The sequence below is a fragment of the Paenibacillus sp. SEL1 genome (assembly GCF_054602535.1).
Map to the genome: position 1 here is coordinate 1,046,600 of NZ_CM137723.1, position 19,249 is coordinate 1,065,848.

The 19,249-nt window shown below is 49.3% G+C and carries 17 protein-coding genes; 8 read left to right on the top strand and 9 right to left on the bottom strand.

Annotation, left to right across the window (positions count from 1 at the left end; all coding sequences use genetic code 11):
* Positions 1-13 precede the first annotated feature (13 nt).
* On the top strand, positions 14-1,480 hold the full coding sequence (locus tag ACYCSE_RS04995; RefSeq protein ID WP_440723593.1) for an amino acid permease: 1,467 nt from the start codon (positions 14-16) through the stop codon (positions 1,478-1,480).
* 119 nt (positions 1,481-1,599) lie between these two features.
* Here ACYCSE_RS04995 and ACYCSE_RS05000 read toward each other — a convergent pair whose 3' ends face one another.
* Both ACYCSE_RS05000 and ACYCSE_RS05005 read right to left on the bottom strand, forming a co-directional pair.
* Positions 1,600-2,976, bottom strand: coding sequence for an MFS transporter (locus ACYCSE_RS05000; RefSeq protein WP_442436752.1), 1,377 nt, complete (start codon positions 2,974-2,976; stop codon positions 1,600-1,602).
* 47 nt (positions 2,977-3,023) lie between these two features.
* On the bottom strand, positions 3,024-4,151 hold the full coding sequence (locus ACYCSE_RS05005) for a transglutaminase domain-containing protein (RefSeq protein WP_165179339.1): 1,128 nt from the start codon (positions 4,149-4,151) through the stop codon (positions 3,024-3,026).
* A gap of 280 nt (positions 4,152-4,431) precedes the next feature.
* On the opposite strand from ACYCSE_RS05005, the gene ACYCSE_RS05010 reads away from it, so the two are divergent.
* From ACYCSE_RS05010 to ACYCSE_RS05020, 3 genes are read left to right on the top strand one after another with little or no spacing between them, the layout of a single operon-like run.
* Positions 4,432-4,677 carry a FeoA family protein gene (locus ACYCSE_RS05010; RefSeq protein ID WP_016820309.1) on the top strand — a complete coding sequence of 82 codons (246 nt, stop codon included), beginning with the start codon at positions 4,432-4,434 and terminating at the stop codon, positions 4,675-4,677.
* Entirely contained in the window at positions 4,668-6,677 is a 2,010-nt protein-coding gene (gene feoB / locus ACYCSE_RS05015; RefSeq protein WP_459701709.1) for a ferrous iron transport protein B, read from the top strand. The genes ACYCSE_RS05010 and feoB overlap by 10 nt, the downstream gene beginning before the upstream one ends.
* 36 nt (positions 6,678-6,713) lie before the next feature.
* The gene (locus ACYCSE_RS05020) at positions 6,714-6,890 is read left to right on the top strand and encodes a FeoB-associated Cys-rich membrane protein (RefSeq protein WP_081112420.1); all 177 of its coding nucleotides are present in this window, start codon (positions 6,714-6,716) and stop codon (positions 6,888-6,890) included.
* Positions 6,891-6,964: 74 nt separating this feature from the next.
* Here ACYCSE_RS05020 and xylB read toward each other — a convergent pair whose 3' ends face one another.
* Both xylB and xylA read right to left on the bottom strand, forming a co-directional pair.
* Entirely contained in the window at positions 6,965-8,488 is a 1,524-nt protein-coding gene (gene xylB, locus ACYCSE_RS05025; RefSeq protein ID WP_459701712.1) for a xylulokinase, read from the bottom strand.
* 57 nt (positions 8,489-8,545) lie between these two features.
* Positions 8,546-9,862, bottom strand: a complete 1,317-nt coding sequence (gene xylA, locus ACYCSE_RS05030) for a xylose isomerase (protein WP_459701714.1) — start codon at positions 9,860-9,862, stop codon at positions 8,546-8,548.
* Between the two features lie 134 nt (positions 9,863-9,996).
* Here xylA and ACYCSE_RS05035 point away from each other — a divergent pair, with 134 nt between their 5' ends.
* Complete coding sequence (locus tag ACYCSE_RS05035) at positions 9,997-11,169, top strand: ROK family protein (RefSeq protein ID WP_459701716.1); 1,173 nt, start codon at positions 9,997-9,999, stop codon at positions 11,167-11,169.
* Between the two features lie 179 nt (positions 11,170-11,348).
* On the opposite strand, the gene ACYCSE_RS05040 is transcribed toward ACYCSE_RS05035, so the two are convergent.
* Positions 11,349-11,579, bottom strand: coding sequence for a glutaredoxin family protein (locus tag ACYCSE_RS05040; RefSeq protein ID WP_007432162.1), 231 nt, complete (start codon positions 11,577-11,579; stop codon positions 11,349-11,351).
* Between the two features lie 58 nt (positions 11,580-11,637).
* Positions 11,638-12,579: a thioredoxin-disulfide reductase gene (trxB, locus tag ACYCSE_RS05045; protein WP_023990316.1), complete on the bottom strand. Its 942-nt coding sequence runs from the start codon at positions 12,577-12,579 to the stop codon at positions 11,638-11,640.
* 281 nt (positions 12,580-12,860) lie between these two features.
* Between trxB and ACYCSE_RS05050 the strand changes: the two genes are divergently transcribed.
* Entirely contained in the window at positions 12,861-13,592 is a 732-nt protein-coding gene (locus tag ACYCSE_RS05050; protein ID WP_061828899.1) for a ZIP family metal transporter, read from the top strand.
* An 82-nt stretch (positions 13,593-13,674) separates the two neighbouring features.
* Here the strand turns inward: ACYCSE_RS05050 and ACYCSE_RS05055 are convergent, their stop codons facing one another.
* Together ACYCSE_RS05055 and ACYCSE_RS05060 are read right to left on the bottom strand one after the other, a co-directional pair.
* Entirely contained in the window at positions 13,675-14,136 is a 462-nt protein-coding gene (locus tag ACYCSE_RS05055) for an integrase (protein WP_322174763.1), read from the bottom strand.
* Between the two features lie 10 nt (positions 14,137-14,146).
* On the bottom strand, positions 14,147-14,701 hold the full coding sequence (locus ACYCSE_RS05060) for an NAD(P)H-dependent oxidoreductase (protein ID WP_061828901.1): 555 nt from the start codon (positions 14,699-14,701) through the stop codon (positions 14,147-14,149).
* 133 nt (positions 14,702-14,834) lie between these two features.
* Here ACYCSE_RS05060 and ACYCSE_RS05065 point away from each other — a divergent pair, with 133 nt between their 5' ends.
* Together ACYCSE_RS05065 and ACYCSE_RS05070 are read left to right on the top strand one after the other, a co-directional pair.
* Entirely contained in the window at positions 14,835-15,470 is a 636-nt protein-coding gene (locus ACYCSE_RS05065; RefSeq protein ID WP_025724158.1) for an HlyD family secretion protein, read from the top strand.
* Positions 15,471-15,479: 9 nt separating this feature from the next.
* Positions 15,480-17,003 carry a DHA2 family efflux MFS transporter permease subunit gene (locus tag ACYCSE_RS05070; protein ID WP_452567542.1) on the top strand — a complete coding sequence of 508 codons (1,524 nt, stop codon included), beginning with the start codon at positions 15,480-15,482 and terminating at the stop codon, positions 17,001-17,003.
* A 101-nt stretch (positions 17,004-17,104) separates the two neighbouring features.
* On the opposite strand, the gene ACYCSE_RS05075 is transcribed toward ACYCSE_RS05070, so the two are convergent.
* Positions 17,105-19,087 carry a heavy metal translocating P-type ATPase gene (locus ACYCSE_RS05075; protein ID WP_459702480.1) on the bottom strand — a complete coding sequence of 661 codons (1,983 nt, stop codon included), beginning with the start codon at positions 19,085-19,087 and terminating at the stop codon, positions 17,105-17,107.
* Positions 19,088-19,249: the final 162 nt, after the last annotated feature.

The window sequence follows — 19,249 nt, forward strand, 5'->3', positions numbered from 1 at the left end:
GGAGTGTTTGAACGTGCAACACAAAGCAACATCTGACGCAACCTTGCGTAAAAGTCTCAAAGCCCGCCATATGACGATGATCGCCCTCGGCGGCTCTATCGGTACGGGCCTGTTCCTCGCCAGTGGAGGCGCGGTTGCCGAAGCTGGACCCGGCGGTGCGCTGCTGGCTTATGCAGCAGTTGGCCTCATGGTCTACTTCCTTATGACCAGCCTCGGTGAGTTGGCTACATTTATGCCTGAATCCGGCTCTTTTAACACCTATGCAGGTCGCTTCGTCGATCCGGCTTTTGGTTTCGCCATGGGCTGGAACTTCTGGTACAACTGGGCGGTGACGATTGCTGCCGAATTAGCAGCAGCGACCGTGCTCATCAAATATTGGTTCCCGGAAAGCCACTCTGCCTGGTGGAGTCTGTTATTCCTAGCCGTAATCTTCGCGTTGAACGCATTGACAGTCAAAGGCTACGGTGAGTCTGAATACTGGTTCGCCATGATTAAAATTGTGACCGTGGTCATCTTTTTGACCGTAGGTGTGCTGATGATCTTCGGCATTATGGGTGGCCCTGCGGTCGGATTTGCCAACTTCACGGTAGGAGACGCCCCGTTCCATGGCGGATTCTTTGCTGTATTGGGCGTATTCATGGCAGCTGGCTTTTCCTTTCAGGGAACGGAGCTGATTGGGGTAGCCGCTGGAGAGAGCGAAAATCCACGTGAAAATGTGCCGCGCGCCATCCGTCAAATCTTTTGGCGCATCCTGTTCTTTTATATTCTGGCGATTCTCGTGATTGGATTGATCATTCCGTACACCAATCCAAATCTGCTGCGGGGAGATATCAGTGACATCGGGGTCAGCCCATTCACGCTCGTATTTGAAAAAGCAGGGCTTGCGATTGCTGCTTCTGTTATGAACGCCGTTATTTTGACTTCCGTATTGTCGGCAGGTAACTCGGGTATGTACGCGGCAACTCGGGTACTATACGCTTTGGCACGGGAAGGTAAAGCCCCGCGTTTCCTCGGACGTATCAATAGACGCGGCATTCCTATGAATGCGCTACTGATCACGACCGCTGTCGGTATGCTAGCCTTTCTCGCCTCCCTGTATGGAGACGGTGTAGTCTATAACTGGCTGCTGAATGCTTCTGGAATGTGTGGGTTTATTACGTGGGTCGGGATTGCAGTCAGCCATTATCGTTTCCGCCGTGCCTTTACTGCACAGGGCCACAGTCTGAGTGAGCTTCCATACAAAGCCCGCTGGTTCCCGTTTGGGCCGTTGTTTGCCTTCGCTCTGTGTATCATTGTCATTATCGGGCAAGGGGCGGATGCCTTCACCGGACAGGAGATTGACTGGAAAACGATGATCGCTACGTATATGAGTGTGCCGCTGTTCCTTCTGCTGTGGCTCGGCTACAAATGGATCAAACGTACTAAAATCGTTCCGTTAAAAGAATGTGATTTGAGTCCAGATGCTTCCTCGGATAAATAATAGAAAACAGTAAAAAAAGCCCGTCTCCACATATCAGGGGAAAACACGCTGATAAACCTGGTCCAAGACCATTTATCCGCATTTTCACCTGTATATGCCCGGAGACGGGCTTTTTCTGTTTATTTGGAGGAAGGTTCCAATGAAGCTGACAAAGACATGGATAAGGCACGACGACTAAAAACACCGTATATAACAGCAATCAGCGTCAGCACTGCAGAAAACAAGTACAAATTAACGATGCCTAGATGATCTGCAATCCAGCCCATTAACAAGAGCGAGATACAAAAGGTCAAACTTGTCAGTGTGGCCTGGGCAGACAGCACCTTGGGCAAATCATGTACAGACACACTCATCTGCATCATCGTGCGGCGGGATACGACAGACATTTCCGCAGGTAGTCCCATCAACAACACGATAAGCAGTGTCAGCGGCGGTAATGTGTTCAGTGCGTACCATGCTGTCAGCAGCCCATAACCTGCCATCCCCGCCAACATGGCGGGCAGCAGCCTGCGCTGCAAATGCTTGACGCAGGCGAGGACAACGATGCCGCCGCCAATCGCTCCTGCAAAATACGCTGCATTGATGTATCCCCACCATGCCTCGCTCTTGTGCAAAACCTGCTGGGCGAAAGCAAGCGTGAACGCGCCTACCCAAACCGAACCCCCTAGAAGGTCAATCATATCCATAAAAATAAGAGCTTTCAGTCTGCGACTGGCTCCGATGAGGCTCCAGCCTTCACGGAGTATTTCCTTTTTACGTTTGGGAGGTAGTGCAGGGCTCTCTGATTCCGGGCCATACAGTGTATCTTCCAACTGTGCAGGAGGCAGGTCATGATGCCCTTGCCCGGGCTCAGTACCAGCTTCGGAAACCGAAATATCTCCACCTCGCACCCTTGTTCCAGGTTGCAGTAAATAATGGGCTTTACCCTCTAATGGATCTCGAATCAAGCTGGTGAAGATCATTGCTACCATATAGAGTCCGCCAGCCACTAGCAGTGTTTTTTCCGAGCCTAGCATGGCTACGAGCACACCACTAAGCCCCCACCCCGCTAATTGCACCGTCTGATCGCTGACCGATACCAGACTGTTTGCCCGCATGAGTCCTTCCCCGGACGCAAGGCGGGGAATCAGCGCATTACGTGCAGGCGTGGTCCAGCCGTCCAAAAAGGACATGGCTGCCACCAACGTAAACACAATCACCCATATCGGCTCCGTACCCGCTGACCACAAGTGGCCCAGCAGAATAGCGAAGAAAACCAGTTGTCCGAACTGAGAAACGAATAAAATAAAAGGAAGCTGGAATCGAGCCAAAATGAGCGGTGCTAAAAAGCCGCTGATCATCTGTGCTCCCATTCGCAGCAACGGAACGAGCACCGAAGAGAAGATGGAGTCCGTTTCATGAAAAACCAGAGACACAAGTGCCATAATGTAAAGAATGTCGGCCGCATTAGACATGGTCTGCGTGCCAAGCAAATAGGTAAAGGAACGCTTGTGCATATAAATAAAATACTCCTTTGTTAATGTAGCTTTTTACAGCAAGATGATTAGGTCCATTTCAGGGTTACACGAAGATTGCCGGTACTTCCTAGATCCGTAATCTGATAGGAAATGGATTTCAAACCGAGTTGATATAAGGATTGTAAATCCTCCTTGAGACTTCGCTCCGTTCCCTGATAGGCAAAGGTAAGTGTCGTCCCTCCCTTATTTACAATCTTACGTACCTGTTCCTTAATGTCGGCGGATGATTTAACCAGACCCTTGCCGTCTTGCAGCGGATATTCGAGGGTATTGTACAGTTTTTGATACACAGCAGCCTTTGATCCTCCGGCAGTTACCAGTGCTGACAAGGTTTCCCGATACGATGTATTCGCTTGAGGATACGGCTTAACCCATGAGTGATCCCGCCGCATTTCGGTATCCGTCAGCAGATAATATGAAGTGCTTACCTCGTTCGCGCGATCCGGGGTTGGATCATCCCATGTCGTATCCATGTGATACCATCGACCATCTAATAAAACCAGATTCCATGCATGCAGCTGGCCCCCTGCTCTTCCTTCCACAATCCGGTTCGTAATGCCTGCACGTTCCAGCATTTTATAGGCCAGCAGTGAATAACCCTGACAGACCGTGCTTCCCGTTTTCAGGCCATCATAGGCTGTGTACTTTTGCTGTGCTTCATCATACTTCAGACGAACGACGATCCAATCATGAATGGCCTTTACCTTCTCATGATCCGTCATTCCCTTCGTAATAATATCCCCCAGCACCGCTTTAACTGTGCTATCCACATATGCTGTCTGTTCCTTCGTCTCCCGGTAGCTTAAACGAATCGTAACCTGAGCGGAGGTCGTTGTGCCTGTATAGCTGAATGCGTAGCTTTTGATCGTATAATTCACATACGGATCGCTCTCCATGGCCTGTTGGATGGCCGTCTGTAATTGCTGCTTGAGACCATTCACTCGCCCTTGATATGTAAAGGTCAGCGTTTCACTCCGCGTAGCCATTGCCTGTAAAAGCTTGTTCTGAAGCTGCTGCGATGATACGGATGGAGCCGGCTTAACCGACGTCGCATACACATTGCTGCCCCACTCCACAGCCTGCGGCAGCAACACAGCCAGCGCTGCACCCGCAACTAGACATTTTACAAGCCTAACCCCGATTTTTCTGTTCATACAGAGCGTTCCTGCCCTTCTTAGCATAGTTGTAAACAGCTATATCTTACCATAAAAACAGTTGCCCCAAACGCTCTAGTTTTGTCGGTTGCAGACGAGTAAGGGTGCAGTTCAAGACAGGTTGTGACATCATACTCGGCTATATAACAGATCGGATAATGAGCAAACATGTCGTTCGTAGAGAGTTTTATCACAGCAATCTAGATTTCCTCATGATATGGTACTGGCATCGGAAGTAAATGATATTGATTCTCATTCTAGATCAGAAAGGCTGAGCACCATGCCAGAATGTATCTCACTCCTTCGTACGCCACTGGGTCAGACTGTGCGTTTGCAATCTCTTGCCCCTCTTCATCCCTCATTGCGCCGCCGCTTAACAGACATGGGCATTAACGAAGGTTCCATCATACGGTTAAAAAAAATCAGTTTATTGGGCGGTCCTATTGTCATTGAATGCAACGGCCAGCTGGTCGGCCTTCGCCAAAATCAGGTGAAACAACTGGAGGTTGTTCCAACATGGACATGATCGCTCTATTCGGTAATCCCAACACAGGAAAAACCTCATTATTTAACAAGCTGACTCGTACGTATGCAGAAGTAGGAAACTGGTCCGGCGTCACAGTGGAAAAGAAAACAGGAATCCTGCGTGACAAGTCTGCCGTATTGGTGGATTTGCCGGGCGCCTACTCTTTACTCCCTCTTTCGCTGGATGAAGGTGTCGCAACTCGATATTTGCTGGAAGAACCTCCTACGGCCCTGATCAACATTGTGGATGCCTCCCAGTTCCAGCGTAATCTCTATCTAACCGTACAACTACTGGAGTATGGCCGTCCGCTTGTACTTGGCTTAAACATGACTGACGTAGCCGATGCCACGGGTCTTCGTGTAAACAAGGAATTGTTAGCTGATCAATTGAACGTTCCCATCATTCCTATGGTGGCGCGTACAGGCAGTGGAAGTAAGCAAATGCTCGCTTCTCTTCGGGAGGTAAGACGTACATCCAATGCTTTTCAATTGGACTACGGCCCTGCCGTTGAAGCTGCTATTACCGATATTTGCAACTTGCTGCCAAATGCACCTGTGCCGCAACTGCGGTGGGCCGCACTGCAATGTCTGGAAGGCAATCCTGTCGTCATGGAATGGATGACGAATGAGGTACAGCGTGAACAAGTAACTGCACGTATCCAACGTTGCGAGGAAGAACTTCTCGGTGAAGGCCATGCCATCACCCCTGCTCAGCATATTCGTTCTGTACGAACAGCATGGATTGCTGATCTGTGCACCAAGGCACTCGACACCTCCAAACTCAAACCGCACAGCCTGACGGATAGACTAGATGCACTATTAACTCACCGGTATCTGGGGATTCCGATCTTTTTGCTGCTGATGTACGCTACCTTCAAGTTCACCTTCGATTGGGCGGGTACGATCCTTTCAGATATGCTGGATGGATTTTTTTCAGGGACACTCAGCACTTGGATTTCTGAATTACTCGTTCACTTGAACGCGTCCGCTTTTACGCAAAGTCTAGTCGTGGACGGCATCGTGGCTGGAGTCGGGGGTGTGCTTGTTTTTCTGCCTCAAATTGCTATTTTATTTCTGATAATTTCTGTGATTGAAGACTCTGGTTATATGGCACGGGTCACGATACTCATGGATCGCCTGATGCAAGCCGTTGGCTTGAACGGGAAAAGCTTCATTCCCTTCATCATCGGATTTGGCTGCAATGTCCCTGCGATTATGGCGGCACGCACCATTGAACAGCCCAGAGAACGCCTCATTACCACGTTGCTGGTGCCCTTTATGTCGTGTTCAGCCCGCCTGCCGGTATATGCGTTGTTTGCGGGTGTGTTTTTCCCAACACATGCAGCAAGCATCATCATGCTGATGTATGTGTTAGGAATCATCGTTTCACTTATACTTGCCAAAATTTTTTCCAAAGTATCCATTTTGTCGGGTGAGCCCTCCCTCTTCATCGTGGAACTTCCTCCCTATCGAGTGCCGCAGGCTCTTACACTATTCCGCAGCACATGGGAGAAGGTCAAAGGCTTCGTCCGTAAAGCCGGAACCATTATTCTTGCAGGTTCCGTTGGCATCTGGCTCTTGTCCAATTTCGGTCCGCAGGGCTTCGGGGCAGAAATGAATGACAGTCTGCTTGCCACCGTTGGAGGTTGGTTCGCTCCATTACTGGCCCCTCTCGGTTTTGGCACCTGGCAAGCAGGTGCTTCCCTGCTCACAGGCTTTATGGCCAAGGAAGTTGTCGTATCAACGATGAATATTATTTACCACGTTCCTGATATGCAGGGACTGGAACTACAAGTCAGACAGGCCTTTACACCGCTTGCCTCCTTTAGCTTTATGGTGTTCATTCTGTTGTATGTTCCGTGTCTGGCTACGGTAGCCGTCATTCGTAAAGAAACCCTTTCGTGGCGTTGGACCGCATTTTCTGTGATCTATCCTTTGACCGTCGCATATATCATCGCTGTCTTGATCTATCAATGTGGCAGATTATTAGGTTGGGGTTAAGTCAGGCCCTATAGTAAACAAAAGGAAGTGAATTCCATGATCAATATCATCATTTTATTGGCGATCCTCGGTTATAGTGCGTGGGTGCTGGTGCGATTTTTGCGAAAAAGCCGTCAAGGCGCCTGTGCGGGGTGTTCGTCGAGCAAGTCATGTCCTGGCTGTGCCGTGAGTTCTATGAATGAAGATCATGCGAAAATCAAGAAAAGTATTTAATTCAAAAACTCATCATCACAAAAAAAAGCGGCTCCGGGGGTTTCTTACACCCGGAGCCGCTTCTTATTTACGCTTCACCGATATACTGCCAAATGCTCACTTAGCTCTCGCGTGTGCAAGTAAACTTCACGGTACAGCTCGTATAGGCCTTCATACTGTGCCACACGTTCTGGGTTCGGGGAATATCTCGCTGCTTCACGCAGAAAAGCTTCAGCGCACGCTTGCAGAGATTCAAACCAGCCGCTACCATAAGCAGCCAGCATGGCCGCCCCCAAAGCAGGTCCCTGTTCGCTTTCCAGCTTAATGATATCCGCGTTAAAAATATCTGCCTGCATTTGCAGCCATGCCTCATTACGCGCACCGCCGCCGATGGAAATCACTTCATTCACCATTTTGCCCGTTCCTCTGAGAATATCAATGGATTCCTTGAGCGAAAACGTAATTCCCTCCAGTACTGCCCGTGTAAAATGCGCAAGCTTATGCCCCGCATCCATCCCGATAAAGCTACCTCGAATGGTTGCATCTGGATGAGGTGTACGCTCGCCGACAATATAAGGCGTGAACAGCAGCCCTCGGCTGCCTGGTTCAATAGAGTTCACATCTGCCAACAGTGCATCAAAAGAATGCTCTGGTGCAAAGGTATCCTTAAACCAAGTCAAGCTGTATCCGGCCGCGAGCGTAACCCCCATAATATAATAAGCATCCTGCTCACTATGATTAAAAAAATGTGCCCGTCCCTGCACATCAATATCCTTGCGCTCCTCATAGGAAAGTACAACCCCTGAGGTGCCGATGCTGCACAGGGTGCGGCCTTCGCTCAAAATGCCAGCGCCAATCGCGCCACATGCGTTGTCCGCACCACCTGCAAAGACCTTCGTTTCAGGCGAAAGCCCGCTCTGCTCCGCAATCTCCGGCAGTAGCGTACCCGTCTGATCAAAGGATTCCACCAGCGGCGGGAACAGCGACAACGGTAGGTCAAACGCGGCAGCGATCTCTTCGCTCCACTGCTTGTTCGCAATATCCAGCAGCAGCGTGCCCGCCGCATCCGAATACTCCGTCGCCAGCTCTCCTGTCAGACAGTAGCGCACATAATCCTTGGGCAGCATAAAATGTGCCGCACGGGCCAGCACCTCTGGCTCATACTCCTGTACCCACAGCAGCTTGGGCAGCGTGAAGCCTTCCAGCGCGCGATTACGTGCGATGTTCAGCAGCTCCGACCCGAGCTTTCCTTCAATACGACGGCATTGTGCTGTTGTACGCGTGTCATTCCACAGAATAGCCGGACGAAGCACTTGGCCTTCCTTGTCAGTCAGCACAAGCCCATGCATCTGTCCCGAAAAGCTAATACCGTCCACAGCATCTGTGCCGCCGATTCCAGCCTTCTCCACAAGCTGTTTCAGTGATGCTAACGTGCCACTGACCCAGTCCTCAGGGTGCTGTTCGCTATACCCTGCCTTCGGCTGATGGAGCGGATAAGACTGGGAGGTTTCATAGGCCACCTGCCCCTTGCGGTTAACCAGCACCGTTTTGACCGCGCTGGTACCCAAATCTACGCCAATGACATAGCGTTCCTGCTCCTGATTTAGCTTCTCCTGCATTGGAGTTCCTCCTTCCTTGTCATCGTGCAGCCGTTGTTTCATATATAAGTTCTGGTATTAGTCAGCCAAAATGTATTGATTTAATGTTGCTTTCAGATATTCCTGACGACCGGATACGTTTTTGCGTGGTGCTTCGTTCGCCAGAGCATATTCAGCCAGAGAAGCAAGCGTTGCTTTTCCAGATACGATGTCTGCTCCAATACCTTCTTTAAAGCTGCTGTAGCGCTTCTCAATAAAGTCTTCAAACACACGATCCTCGACCAGTTTGGCAGCTACCTTCAACCCCTTCGCATACGTATCCATACCTGCGATGTGCGCAAGGAACAAGTCTTCCGGCTCAAATGATGCTCTGCGCACCTTGGCATCAAAGTTGATACCGCCACGGCCCAAGCCTTCATTTTGCAGCACTTCATACATGGTTAGTGTGGCATCATACAGATCAACCGGGAATTCGTCCGTATCCCAGCCCAGCAGCAAATCTCCCTGATTTGCATCCAGTGATCCCAGCATGCCGTTAATCCGTGCTACACGTACTTCATGATCAAAAGTATGACCCGCCAAAGTTGCATGATTAGCTTCCAGATTAAGCTTGAAATGCTGATCCAGATCATATTTTTGCAGGAAGGCAATCGTCGTCGCCGCATCAAAATCATACTGATGCTTCGTTGGCTCCTTCGGTTTTGGCTCAATCAGGAACTGAGCGTCAAAGCCAATTTCACGCGCATAGTCTACGGCCATATGGAACATACGTCCCAAATTGTCCTGCTCCAGCTTCAAATCCGTGTTCAGCAGTGTTTCGTAGCCTTCACGGCCTCCCCAGAAAACATAGTTATCTGCGCCCAGACGTTTGCCCACTTCCAGTCCTTTTTTAATCTGAGCAGCTGCGTGTGCGTATACATCTGCATTGCAAGTCGACGCGGCCCCATGCAAATAACGTGGATGGCTAAACATGTTTGCCGTGTTCCACAGCAGTTTTTTCCCTGTAGCTTTCATATGTTCCTCAATCAGATCCACGATGGTATCCAGATTGCTGTAAAATTCCTTCAATGACGCGCCTTCTGGTGCAATATCCACATCATGAAAAGCAAAATAAGGTAAATTCAGCTTATCCAGCAGCTCAAAGGCAGCCTCCACACGTGCCTTTGCCAAATCCAGCCCGGTAAACTTGGACCATGGACGTTCCGCTGTTTCTACACCAAAAGGATCGGAGCCGCCTGCAACCAGTGTATGCCAATAGGCCATGCTAAAACGCAAATGCTCCTCCATCGTTTTTCCCGCTACAATTTCCTGTGGATTATAAAATTTGAACGCAAAAGGATTGTCGGATTGCTTGCCCTCAAAGTTAATTTTAGATACCTGTTCGAAATAAGCCATTATAAGTTCCTCCTTTGTAGTAAACGTTTACAAAAACGATTCTAGCACAGCCGAAAGACTTTGTCTATTGCTTAAACTAAGTTTGTTTTTATGATATAATATCAGGAATTACACCAACAGGAAGTGAATTAACCATGAATGTCACTGGCGATCAGGCGCTTGTCAAAAAGCTAAATAAATCCATTGTGCTGGAGCGTATTCGCCTTCATGCTCCGCTATCCCGGGCACAGTTATCCAGTCAAACTGGATTAAACAAGGCTACCGTTTCCAATCTGGTGGCAGAGCTCATCACCGATGGACTTGTATATGAGACGGGATTAGGGGAATCCAGCGGCGGGCGTAAGCCTTTAATGCTGCTGTTCAACAGCCGTGCAGGCTTTGTACTCGGTATTGAGGTGAGCGTACAGTACATCAAGGGCGCTCTGACTGATCTGGCAGGTACCATTGAAACTGAGCTTACCCTTTCCCTTACTCAGCATGATCCCGCCTTTGTTATGGAACAGATTCGAAAGCTCGTTCAGGAGCTCATGCAGGCCACTCCTCCCTCCCCTCACGGTATTGTCGGCATTGGGCTGGGGGTGCCGGGTATGGTGGATGAAACCGGAACCGTTTTGTTCGCACCCAATCTGGGCTGGGAAGAGGTTCCGCTGCGGCAGCAACTTGAAGCCGAGCTAGGTCTACCCGTCGTAGTGGATAACGAAGCTAACGTCGGCGCACAGGGCGAGTTGTACTATGGGATGGACGGCGATCACCGACAGCAGGTGCGGGATCTGGTCTACATCAGTGCAGGGTCCGGGATCGGGGCCGGGATTATCATTGATGGCAAACCGTATCAAGGAGCTTGGGGGTACGCAGGAGAGACGGGTCATATGACCATTGATTGGAACGGACGACTCTGCTCCTGCGGTAGTCGCGGCTGCTGGGAACTCTATGCTTCAGAGAAGGCGTATGTAGCATCCACATTGAAACTGCCTGCACAGAATACAGCGGAATTACTGCCATTTGCTCAGCAAGGTGAAGCAAGTACATTAAGCGTCCTTGATGATATTGGGCGATATTTGGGTGTGGGTATTACCAACATTGTGAACAGCCTCAACCCCGGAATGCTTATCATCGGCGGTCCACTGGCGGAAGCCAGACCTTGGTTTGAGCAAAGCATGCGTGGTGTGATTGACGAACGTGCCCTGCCCTATCACCGTCGGCAACTACAGATTCGTTTCTCCACGCTTGGCAGCCGTTCGACGATGCTAGGTGCCGCCTATGCGGCAACAGCTCCTTTTCTGGGGCGAGTACGCGTGTCTTTATAAGAAAAAAAAGCGTACGGGAACACTCAGGTTCCTGTACGCCCACTTTTCTCGGAATTTGCAAAATCCTATAAAAAAGATTAGGGACTATAAAAAGGCCCCCTCCGCAGTATGTAACTGCGATGGAGGCCTTATATATACCCTATAACGATCATAGGACCGTCATATGCTGTTAGGTTGGATTAAGCGTTCAATACTTTTTCAAACTTGGTTTTGTTCATACCGGAAATACGTTCTTCCCCGATCAAAGTCAATGGAACGGCACGAATGCCCATATCCCAAACCTCTTGTGCAAAAGCTTCATTGGTTTCAATGTTGCGTTCTTCGTACTCTACGCCTTTTTCACTCAAATAGCTTTTTACTTGACGGCAATGCGGGCAGTTTGTAGATGTGTATACTATTGCTTTTTCCATGAATATCACCTCATCATTTATTTTGTTACAACATATTTATTCATATTTCCAAGGATCATTACAGGGCCAGTGCGCTGTGCTCCAGGCTTTCAATGTACTTCTCGCTGTCCATAGCAGCCATGCAGCCACTACCTGCTGCGGTAATCGCTTGTCTGTAGCGAGTATCCTGTACGTCACCACAAGCGAATACGCCAGGCACGTTTGTTTCGGAAGTACCCGGATTTACGACGATATAACCGTTCGCATCCGTTGTAATTTGTCCCTCAAGGAAGCCTGTATTCGGATGATGACCAATCGCCACGAATACGCCGCTAACTGTAATGATTTCCTCTTCACCTGTTGCATTATTCAGTACTTTCAAGCCAGTGACTCCATTCTCGTCCGCAATCACTTCTACAGGAGTACGATTAAGCGCCCATTCAATTTTGTTGTTCGCACGAGCACGATCCTGCATAATTTTGGAGGCGCGCATTTCTTCACGACGATGTACCAATGTCACTTTGGAGGCAAATCGAGTCAGGAAATTGGCTTCTTCCAATGCAGAGTCTCCACCGCCGATGACAACAATTTCTTTGCCACGGAAAAAGAAGCCGTCGCATGTTGCGCAAGTGCTTACGCCACGTCCGATATTATCCTGTTCACCGGGAATACCCAGATATTTGGCAGTCGCCCCTGTGGAAATAATCAGCGTATCAGTAACCAGTTCACCCAAACCTTCTACATCCAATGTAAATGGACGAGCCGTTGTGTCTACTTTGTTTACCCAGCCTGTGCGGAATTCAGCTCCAAAACGCTCCGCTTGCTTACGCATATTATCCATCAAATCGGGTCCCATGATTCCTTCAGGAAAGCCTGGGAAATTTTCGACTTCCGTAGTTGTAGTTAATTGTCCGCCTGGCTGTGGTCCTTCGATCACCAGTGGGCTCATGTTAGCGCGTGCCAGATAAATTGCAGCGGTCAAACCGGCAGGGCCGGTACCTATAATAATGGACTTGTACATATCTTGGTTCCTCCTAAAATATCATAAGTATTATATAACGAGTTTTCGGCACCGGGCGCTGGGCAGCTGCATATACTCTAAAAGTAATTCCACCAGAAGCTTATCCCAAAATGTGGACACCCGGATATTGCAAAAACGAATCACTTGTTTTGTAGCTTCTTATGACTTAGACTGATTCTAAATCCTAATTTCATTATGCGGAAATAGCTGTAAACAGTCAAATGAAGTTTTCATGAAGCGAAGTATAAAGATAAATCAGGTATGGAGGGATTATCCCCATTATGAATGACGTTTTTTTAGGTAGCTTTATTTCTGCCCTGTCCACCGGACTCGGCGCCGTGCCCATACTGTTTATGCGCAATATCACGCATCGGCTTCGCGATGTTCTGTTGGCTTATGCCGCAGGAATTATGACCTCTGCATCCGTGTATAACCTCATTCCCGAAGCAATCCAGCATTCCAATTGGTTCGTGCTGACTGCGGGAATCCTGCTCGGCTGTCTCGTATTACTGGTGATGGAAATGTACATTCCCCATGCGGATTTGGAGGACCCAGACTCCAAGACCTTTCAACTGGAGTCCAAATCTTTTCTCATTATCGCAGCTATTACATTGCACAATTTGCCAGAAGGACTCTCTGTTGGGGTCAGCTATGCAAGTGAAACTCAAAATCTCGGCAATCTGATCGCCTTCTCTATCGGCCTGCAAAATGCCCCGGAAGGCTTTATCGTAGCGTTGTTCCTTGTGAATCAAAATATCGGCCGTTTCAAGGCCTTGGGCATTGCTACCCTCACCGGAGCCGTGGAAATCATTACGAGTCTGATCGGGTTTTATTTGAGCAGCTGGGTGAACGGACTGGTACCTTACGGCCTTGCTTTTGCCGCCGGAGCCATGATGTTTATTGTCTACAAGGAATTGATTCCCGAGAGTCACGGGGATGGCAACCAGCGGATCGCCACATTCTCTTTTATTCTCGGCTTAATTACGATGATTGGGCTAACCGAATGGCTATAGCCGAGCAACACAAAAAGGCTGCCTTCTGCCTGTAATCCAGACAGATAAGCAGCCTTTTTTGGCATGTTCACATGGGGATACCTCATTTTTTTTGGTTCATGGAGCGCAGTGCTTCACGATACTGCTCGTCCTCACTTTTGTGAGTCTCCTTCTCTCCATTGGATATTTGGGAACGTCCATCCTTTTCTTCGTCCTTTTTGGCAAAACCACGTAAAGCCGCACGATAATCCTGATCTCCGTAAGCATCTTTGATATTCTCGCGATCCTTTTCTACCTTCTTATCCGTCTGGATATCAGGCACCTTGTGTTGTTCCTCCGCGTGATGTTCTTCGACGTCGATATCCTTATGCGGCATCTCTCGCGTAGAATCTATCCTTTCACGTGCCTCGGGTTCCACCTGTACAGGATAAGGACGTTTGCTTCTTTGCCGTGACTCCTCTTCCGTGGGGCGAGTTTTGGGAGAGGATTTGCGCGTCATCTTTGTATTAAATACCAGCAAAAAAATAAAGGCAACCGCAGCTACTACGATAAAAGCAATGGTCATCGGTAGCCTCCTATTCTCTTTCAGCGCTACGGTACCGTCCCGCTATCTCAGCGACCCGTTTACCCAAAGAACGACCTAGTGCAAGATCATCACCCGTTGGAAGATTAGGCGGACCATTGGGGTCTGTCTCCACTGGACATGTTACCCCTACGCCGTAATAGGAGCCGTATAATGCATTTTCCGTAATATTAGCGGGCAGTCCTACAATAATCATACCTTGATGAAGCATCGGAGTAATCAAATTCAGAAGCGTAGATTCCAATCCACCATGAACGGTAGCGGTTGTGCAAAACACAGCGCCGATTTTATCCACCAGCTTGCCCTGCGCCCACAGATACCCCAGCTTATCGATCCAGCTTTTCAGACCACTGCTGATGGTACCAAAATGGCCCGGGCAACCCCATATAATGGCATCCACACTCACTAGTTCATTCACATCGGCCTCATTTACATGCTTTAACAACACTTCCGTATGCTCAAGGTGTGCTCCTTCTGCGATCGAGCGAGCGAGACGTTCGGTATGCCCATTTTCACTGTCATATACAATCATGATTCTGGTCGTCATTATGCGCATCATCCTTTGTCAGCAAAATCATCTTTTTCGCATGCGCTCTTAACCTTGCCCAAAACCCATCTGAATATTATGAATCATTTGACGCATACTTTGAAAATCCAAAGAACTAGGGAGGCATGTAAACATGAATTCACGCGCCATATTAGTCAACCTGCTAGTTATTATCATTATTCTGGCAGGTGGTGGAGCCGCCGCCTATTACTACAATCAATCCGCCAACTACATAAAAACCGATAATGCCCAAGTGAGCGGACAAGCAGTTACCGTTGCCTCTCCAGGCGCTGGCAAACTCACAGGCTGGAATGCTGAAGTTGGTAAGACCTACACCGCTGGAAGCACGCTTGGTAATGTAGAAGGGGGAGGAAGCCGAATTAGCGTTACGATTCCAACCGATGGTACCATCGTACAGCAATCTGCAGTCAACAACTCGATTGTTGGGGCAGGCACACCCTTAGCGAAGGCTTTTGATCTAAACAATTTATGGATTACCGCCAATATTGACGAAACGGCTGTACAAGATCTTCAAGTAGGACAGACGGTAGATGTATATATTGATGCTTACCCGGATACGTCCCTGAGCGGTAAACTCGAAAAGATCGGCCTGGCGACCGCATCAACTTTTTCACTACTGCCCACTTCTAACACCACTGCCAACTATACCAAGGTGACACAGGTCGTGCCTGTCAATATTTCCATTCAAGGTTACAAGGGGCTGGGTATTATCCCGGGAATGAGTGCGACCATCAGAGTTCACAAGTAGGAGGCTGTCATGGATCAAAAAATGTCCGTCGGACGTATTCTGTCCGTGCTGCTGCTAGGCGCCTTCATTTCGATTTTGAATCAAACGCTGCTCAACGTGGCCATTCCACATTTGATGAATGATTTTAATGTATCTGCAACAACCGTTCAATGGCTATCCACCGGATATATGCTAACCAACGGGATTTTGATTCCTATCACTGCTTTTCTGATTGAGTCATTCGGAACACGTGCGCTGTTCATCTCCGCGATGGGGTTATTTACGGCCGGGTCTGTCGTCTGTGCTACCAGTACCGGCTTTGCGCCTATGCTGGTTGGACGCGTTATTCAGGCCAGCGGAGCGGGCATTATCATGCCTGTGGTCATGAACGTGTTCCTGACTGTGTTTCCCCCCGAAAAACGAGGCGCTGCTATGGGGACCATGGGGATTGCCATGATGTTTGCCCCGGCGGTTGGACCAACTTTATCCGGTTGGATTGTGGAGCACTATAGTTGGAGACTGCTATTTTTGCTGGTGATTCCGTTGGCAATCATTGATATTCTGTTTGCCATACGCTGGCTCAAAAATGTATCCAAGCTAACGAAACCGAACTTTGATCTGTTGGGAACCATCTTTTCCACACTGGGCTTTGGCTTCCTGCTGTATGGCTTTAGTTCAGCTGGAGACAAGGGCTGGGACAGCAATACGGTAATACTTACACTCGCTGCCGGGGTTGTGTTTATTGTATTGTTTATCGTACGCGAGCTGAATATGGTACAGCCGATGCTGGAGTTCCGTGTGTTTAAATATGATATTTTTACCGTATCGACCTTAGTTGGGGCTACCGTCAACATGACGATGTTTGGCGGGATGCTGCTGCTACCGATCTATTTGCAAAATATACGCGGCTTTACACCGCTGCAATCCGGTCTGCTGCTGTTGCCGGGTGCACTGCTGATGGGTGTGATGTCACCGATATCAGGGGCAGTATTTGACCGTATAGGCGCAAGGCCGTTGGCGATCATTGGACTGATTATTACAGCAGTCACAACCTGGGAATTCAGTCTGCTGACCGATGCCACCACCTACGGACATATTATGATCATCTATACGATTCGCAGCTTCGGAATGTCATTGCTGATGATGTCCGTCCAGACGGAAGGGCTAAACCAGCTACCTGCCCATCTCGGTAGCCACGGTACAGCCATGTCCAATACAGTACGGCAAATTGCCGGGTCTATCGGTACCGCTTGGCTCATTACTGTAATGAGCAGCCGAACGACAATTCATGTAGCGGATTATGCGAATGTCGCTACCACCGCCAATGTTCCTTTAACCGAAGGGGTAGCACAGTTGGGACAAACCCTCGCGCAAACGGCGGGCATTTCAACAGAAAGTGGTTCATCGTTGGCGCTACAACAGGTGTACCGAAATGCCGTTACAGAATCAACGATCCATGGCATTAATGATGCCTTCATCATTGCTACAGGGATTGCACTAGCGGGGCTATTGTTTTCCTTGTTCTTACGACGATCTACGCCGCGCCGAAGATAGACGTACAGCGTTGCGAGGCTGCAAAAGAAGGAGCATTCACCCCCTTGGATTTTAAGAGGTATGAATGCTCCTTCCTGTTTGTCATCTTGTAATTATTAGTCCTATGACCGCAATAAGCGCAGGCCATTCAAAATGACCAGTATTGTGCTGCCTTCATGCCCAATAACCCCAAATGGCAAGGCTATATCCTGCACAAAGTTGCTGATCACAAGCAGCAAAATAACACTTACCGCGAAGATCATATTTTGTTTGACCACCCGCTGCGCCTTGCGCGCCAGTGCTATCGTCGGAGCGATCTCCTCGATTCCATCGTTCATCAGTACCACGTCTGCGACCTCTAGCGCTGCTCCGCTGCCATGCATCCCCATGCCTAGTCCTACGGTTGCTGCTGTCAACGCAGGAGCGTCGTTCACACCGTCGCCGACCATGACGACATGCCCGTACTGCTCCCGCAGCATGCGAATATGGCTGACTTTGTCCTCCGGCATTAAGCCAGCATATACAGCGTCGACTCCGGCCTGCTCCGCGATCACAGTGGCCGTTTCTGGACGGTCTCCGGTTAGCATGACAACCCGGATACCCTGCGCTTGCAGGCGTTTCACGGACTCTTGAGCCTGCGGACGCAGCTCATCGCGTAGTGCCAGCATTCCAGCAATCCGATCATCCGCGAGGATGATGGATACGGTTTTGCCCTCAGCTTCCAGACGGGCTCGACTCTCCATCCACTCTGGCTCTGCCAGGGGACTAGGTCCATCCAGCACATCTGTGCGACCGATTTTCCATTTCACCCCGCCTATGATGCCTTCCATCCCCCATCCAGTGAGTGCCTGTACTTGCTCGGTTGGGAGAGGATCTCTCTGTCCCCATTCAGCTTGAGCTTTGGCTACAATCGCTCGCGCCAGCGGATGCAAAGAATAACTTTCAATTGTGGCAACAATCTGCAATAGCTCATCGGCATCGTATTCTGCGGCGGTAATCCAATCCGTGACGACAGGTGACCCCATCGTTAACGTGCCTGTTTTGTCAAAAGCAACAACAGAAGTCAATGCCATATTCTCCACATGTGCTCCACCTTTGAACAGGATGCCCCGTCGAGCACGGTTGGAAATGGCCGATAGCATCACTGGCATAATGGATGACACGAGCGCACAGGGTGAGGCCACGACGAGGAACACCATAGCCTTGTAGAACGCTGCTGCCCACGTCCAGCCTAATGCGATGGGTGCACCGACAATGACCATCAGCGTAACAGCAACAACAATTCGGGCGTACACCGATTCGAACGTTTTAATAAACCGCTGGGAATCAGGAACTTCGGTCTGAGCCTCTTCCACCATACGAATGATTTTTGAAAATAAAGTGTCCTCCGAGGACTGACTCACCTCTACATATAGCACGCCTTCTCCATTAATGGTGCCCGCATATACTTCGTCACCTTCCACCTTATTTACCGGAACAGACTCCCCGGTAATCGATGCCTGATTCACTGCCGAAACGCCCTTAGAGATTCGGCCGTCCGCCGGAATCAGTTCGCCCGGCTTCACCAGCAGCAGGTCGCCTGGCAACAGCTGTTCAATGCCGACTGTTTCCATCCCCTCACGAGATAAGCGCAAAGCCGTTTCCGGCTTCAACGCCATAAGCTCAGAAATATCCTTACTACTACGCTCGGTGGTATAGCTCTCCAGCGCACCGCTGAGTGCAAAAATAAAGATCAGCATGGCTCCTTCATTCCAATAGCCAATGGTTGCAGCTCCTAGGGAGGCAGCGATCATGAGTAGATTAACATCCAGATCATGTTCTCGGATCAGTGTTTCGACCCCTTCTCTGGCTTTGGACCAGCCTCCAAGAGCATAGGACACCACATACAGAATGACCGATAGCCATTGCCACCAATGTGAGACTCCCCATGCCATCAGCATCAGCAATCCACTACCTAGAGCAGCTTGCATCTCCTTATTTTTCAGCATGCTTTTGAGCTGAAATTGCGGCTTGCGATTCGGACCGGGTCGTCCGCTACCACTGTTTTTTGAAAGGGTTCGGTTAGAGGGAGACAATGTATCTTGTAATCGTTGAGTAGCTTGCATCATGTCACGTTCCTTTCCATATTTTGTTCCTTGTACTAGCATTTCATTGAGAATGATATCCATTGTTAAGTGCCCTAAAATAGCACATGCTGCTTCGGGAAGTCCGAAGCAGCATGTTTGACAATGAGAATGATAATCATTTTTGCATCTATACAATTATTT

Bases quoted from the DNA above. Each gene is read 5' to 3' on its own strand.
- ACYCSE_RS05000 (WP_442436752.1), bottom strand. From the start codon at position 2,976: ATGCACAAGCGTTCCTTTACCTATTTGCTTGGCACGCAGACCATGTCT.
- ACYCSE_RS05005 (WP_165179339.1), bottom strand. From the start codon at position 4,151: ATGAACAGAAAAATCGGGGTTAGGCTTGTAAAATGTCTAGTTGCGGGT.
- ACYCSE_RS05010 (WP_016820309.1), top strand. From the start codon at position 4,432: ATGCCAGAATGTATCTCACTCCTTCGTACGCCACTGGGTCAGACTGTG.
- feoB (WP_459701709.1), top strand. From the start codon at position 4,668: ATGGACATGATCGCTCTATTCGGTAATCCCAACACAGGAAAAACCTCA.
- ACYCSE_RS05020 (WP_081112420.1), top strand. From the start codon at position 6,714: ATGATCAATATCATCATTTTATTGGCGATCCTCGGTTATAGTGCGTGG.
- xylB (WP_459701712.1), bottom strand. From the start codon at position 8,488: ATGCAGGAGAAGCTAAATCAGGAGCAGGAACGCTATGTCATTGGCGTA.
- xylA (WP_459701714.1), bottom strand. From the start codon at position 9,862: ATGGCTTATTTCGAACAGGTATCTAAAATTAACTTTGAGGGCAAGCAA.
- ACYCSE_RS05035 (WP_459701716.1), top strand. From the start codon at position 9,997: ATGAATGTCACTGGCGATCAGGCGCTTGTCAAAAAGCTAAATAAATCC.
- ACYCSE_RS05040 (WP_007432162.1), bottom strand. From the start codon at position 11,579: ATGGAAAAAGCAATAGTATACACATCTACAAACTGCCCGCATTGCCGT.
- trxB (WP_023990316.1), bottom strand. From the start codon at position 12,579: ATGTACAAGTCCATTATTATAGGTACCGGCCCTGCCGGTTTGACCGCT.
- ACYCSE_RS05050 (WP_061828899.1), top strand. From the start codon at position 12,861: ATGAATGACGTTTTTTTAGGTAGCTTTATTTCTGCCCTGTCCACCGGA.
- ACYCSE_RS05055 (WP_322174763.1), bottom strand. From the start codon at position 14,136: ATGACCATTGCTTTTATCGTAGTAGCTGCGGTTGCCTTTATTTTTTTG.
- ACYCSE_RS05060 (WP_061828901.1), bottom strand. From the start codon at position 14,701: ATGACGACCAGAATCATGATTGTATATGACAGTGAAAATGGGCATACC.
- ACYCSE_RS05065 (WP_025724158.1), top strand. From the start codon at position 14,835: ATGAATTCACGCGCCATATTAGTCAACCTGCTAGTTATTATCATTATT.
- ACYCSE_RS05070 (WP_452567542.1), top strand. From the start codon at position 15,480: ATGGATCAAAAAATGTCCGTCGGACGTATTCTGTCCGTGCTGCTGCTA.
- ACYCSE_RS05075 (WP_459702480.1), bottom strand. From the start codon at position 19,087: ATGCAAGCTACTCAACGATTACAAGATACATTGTCTCCCTCTAACCGA.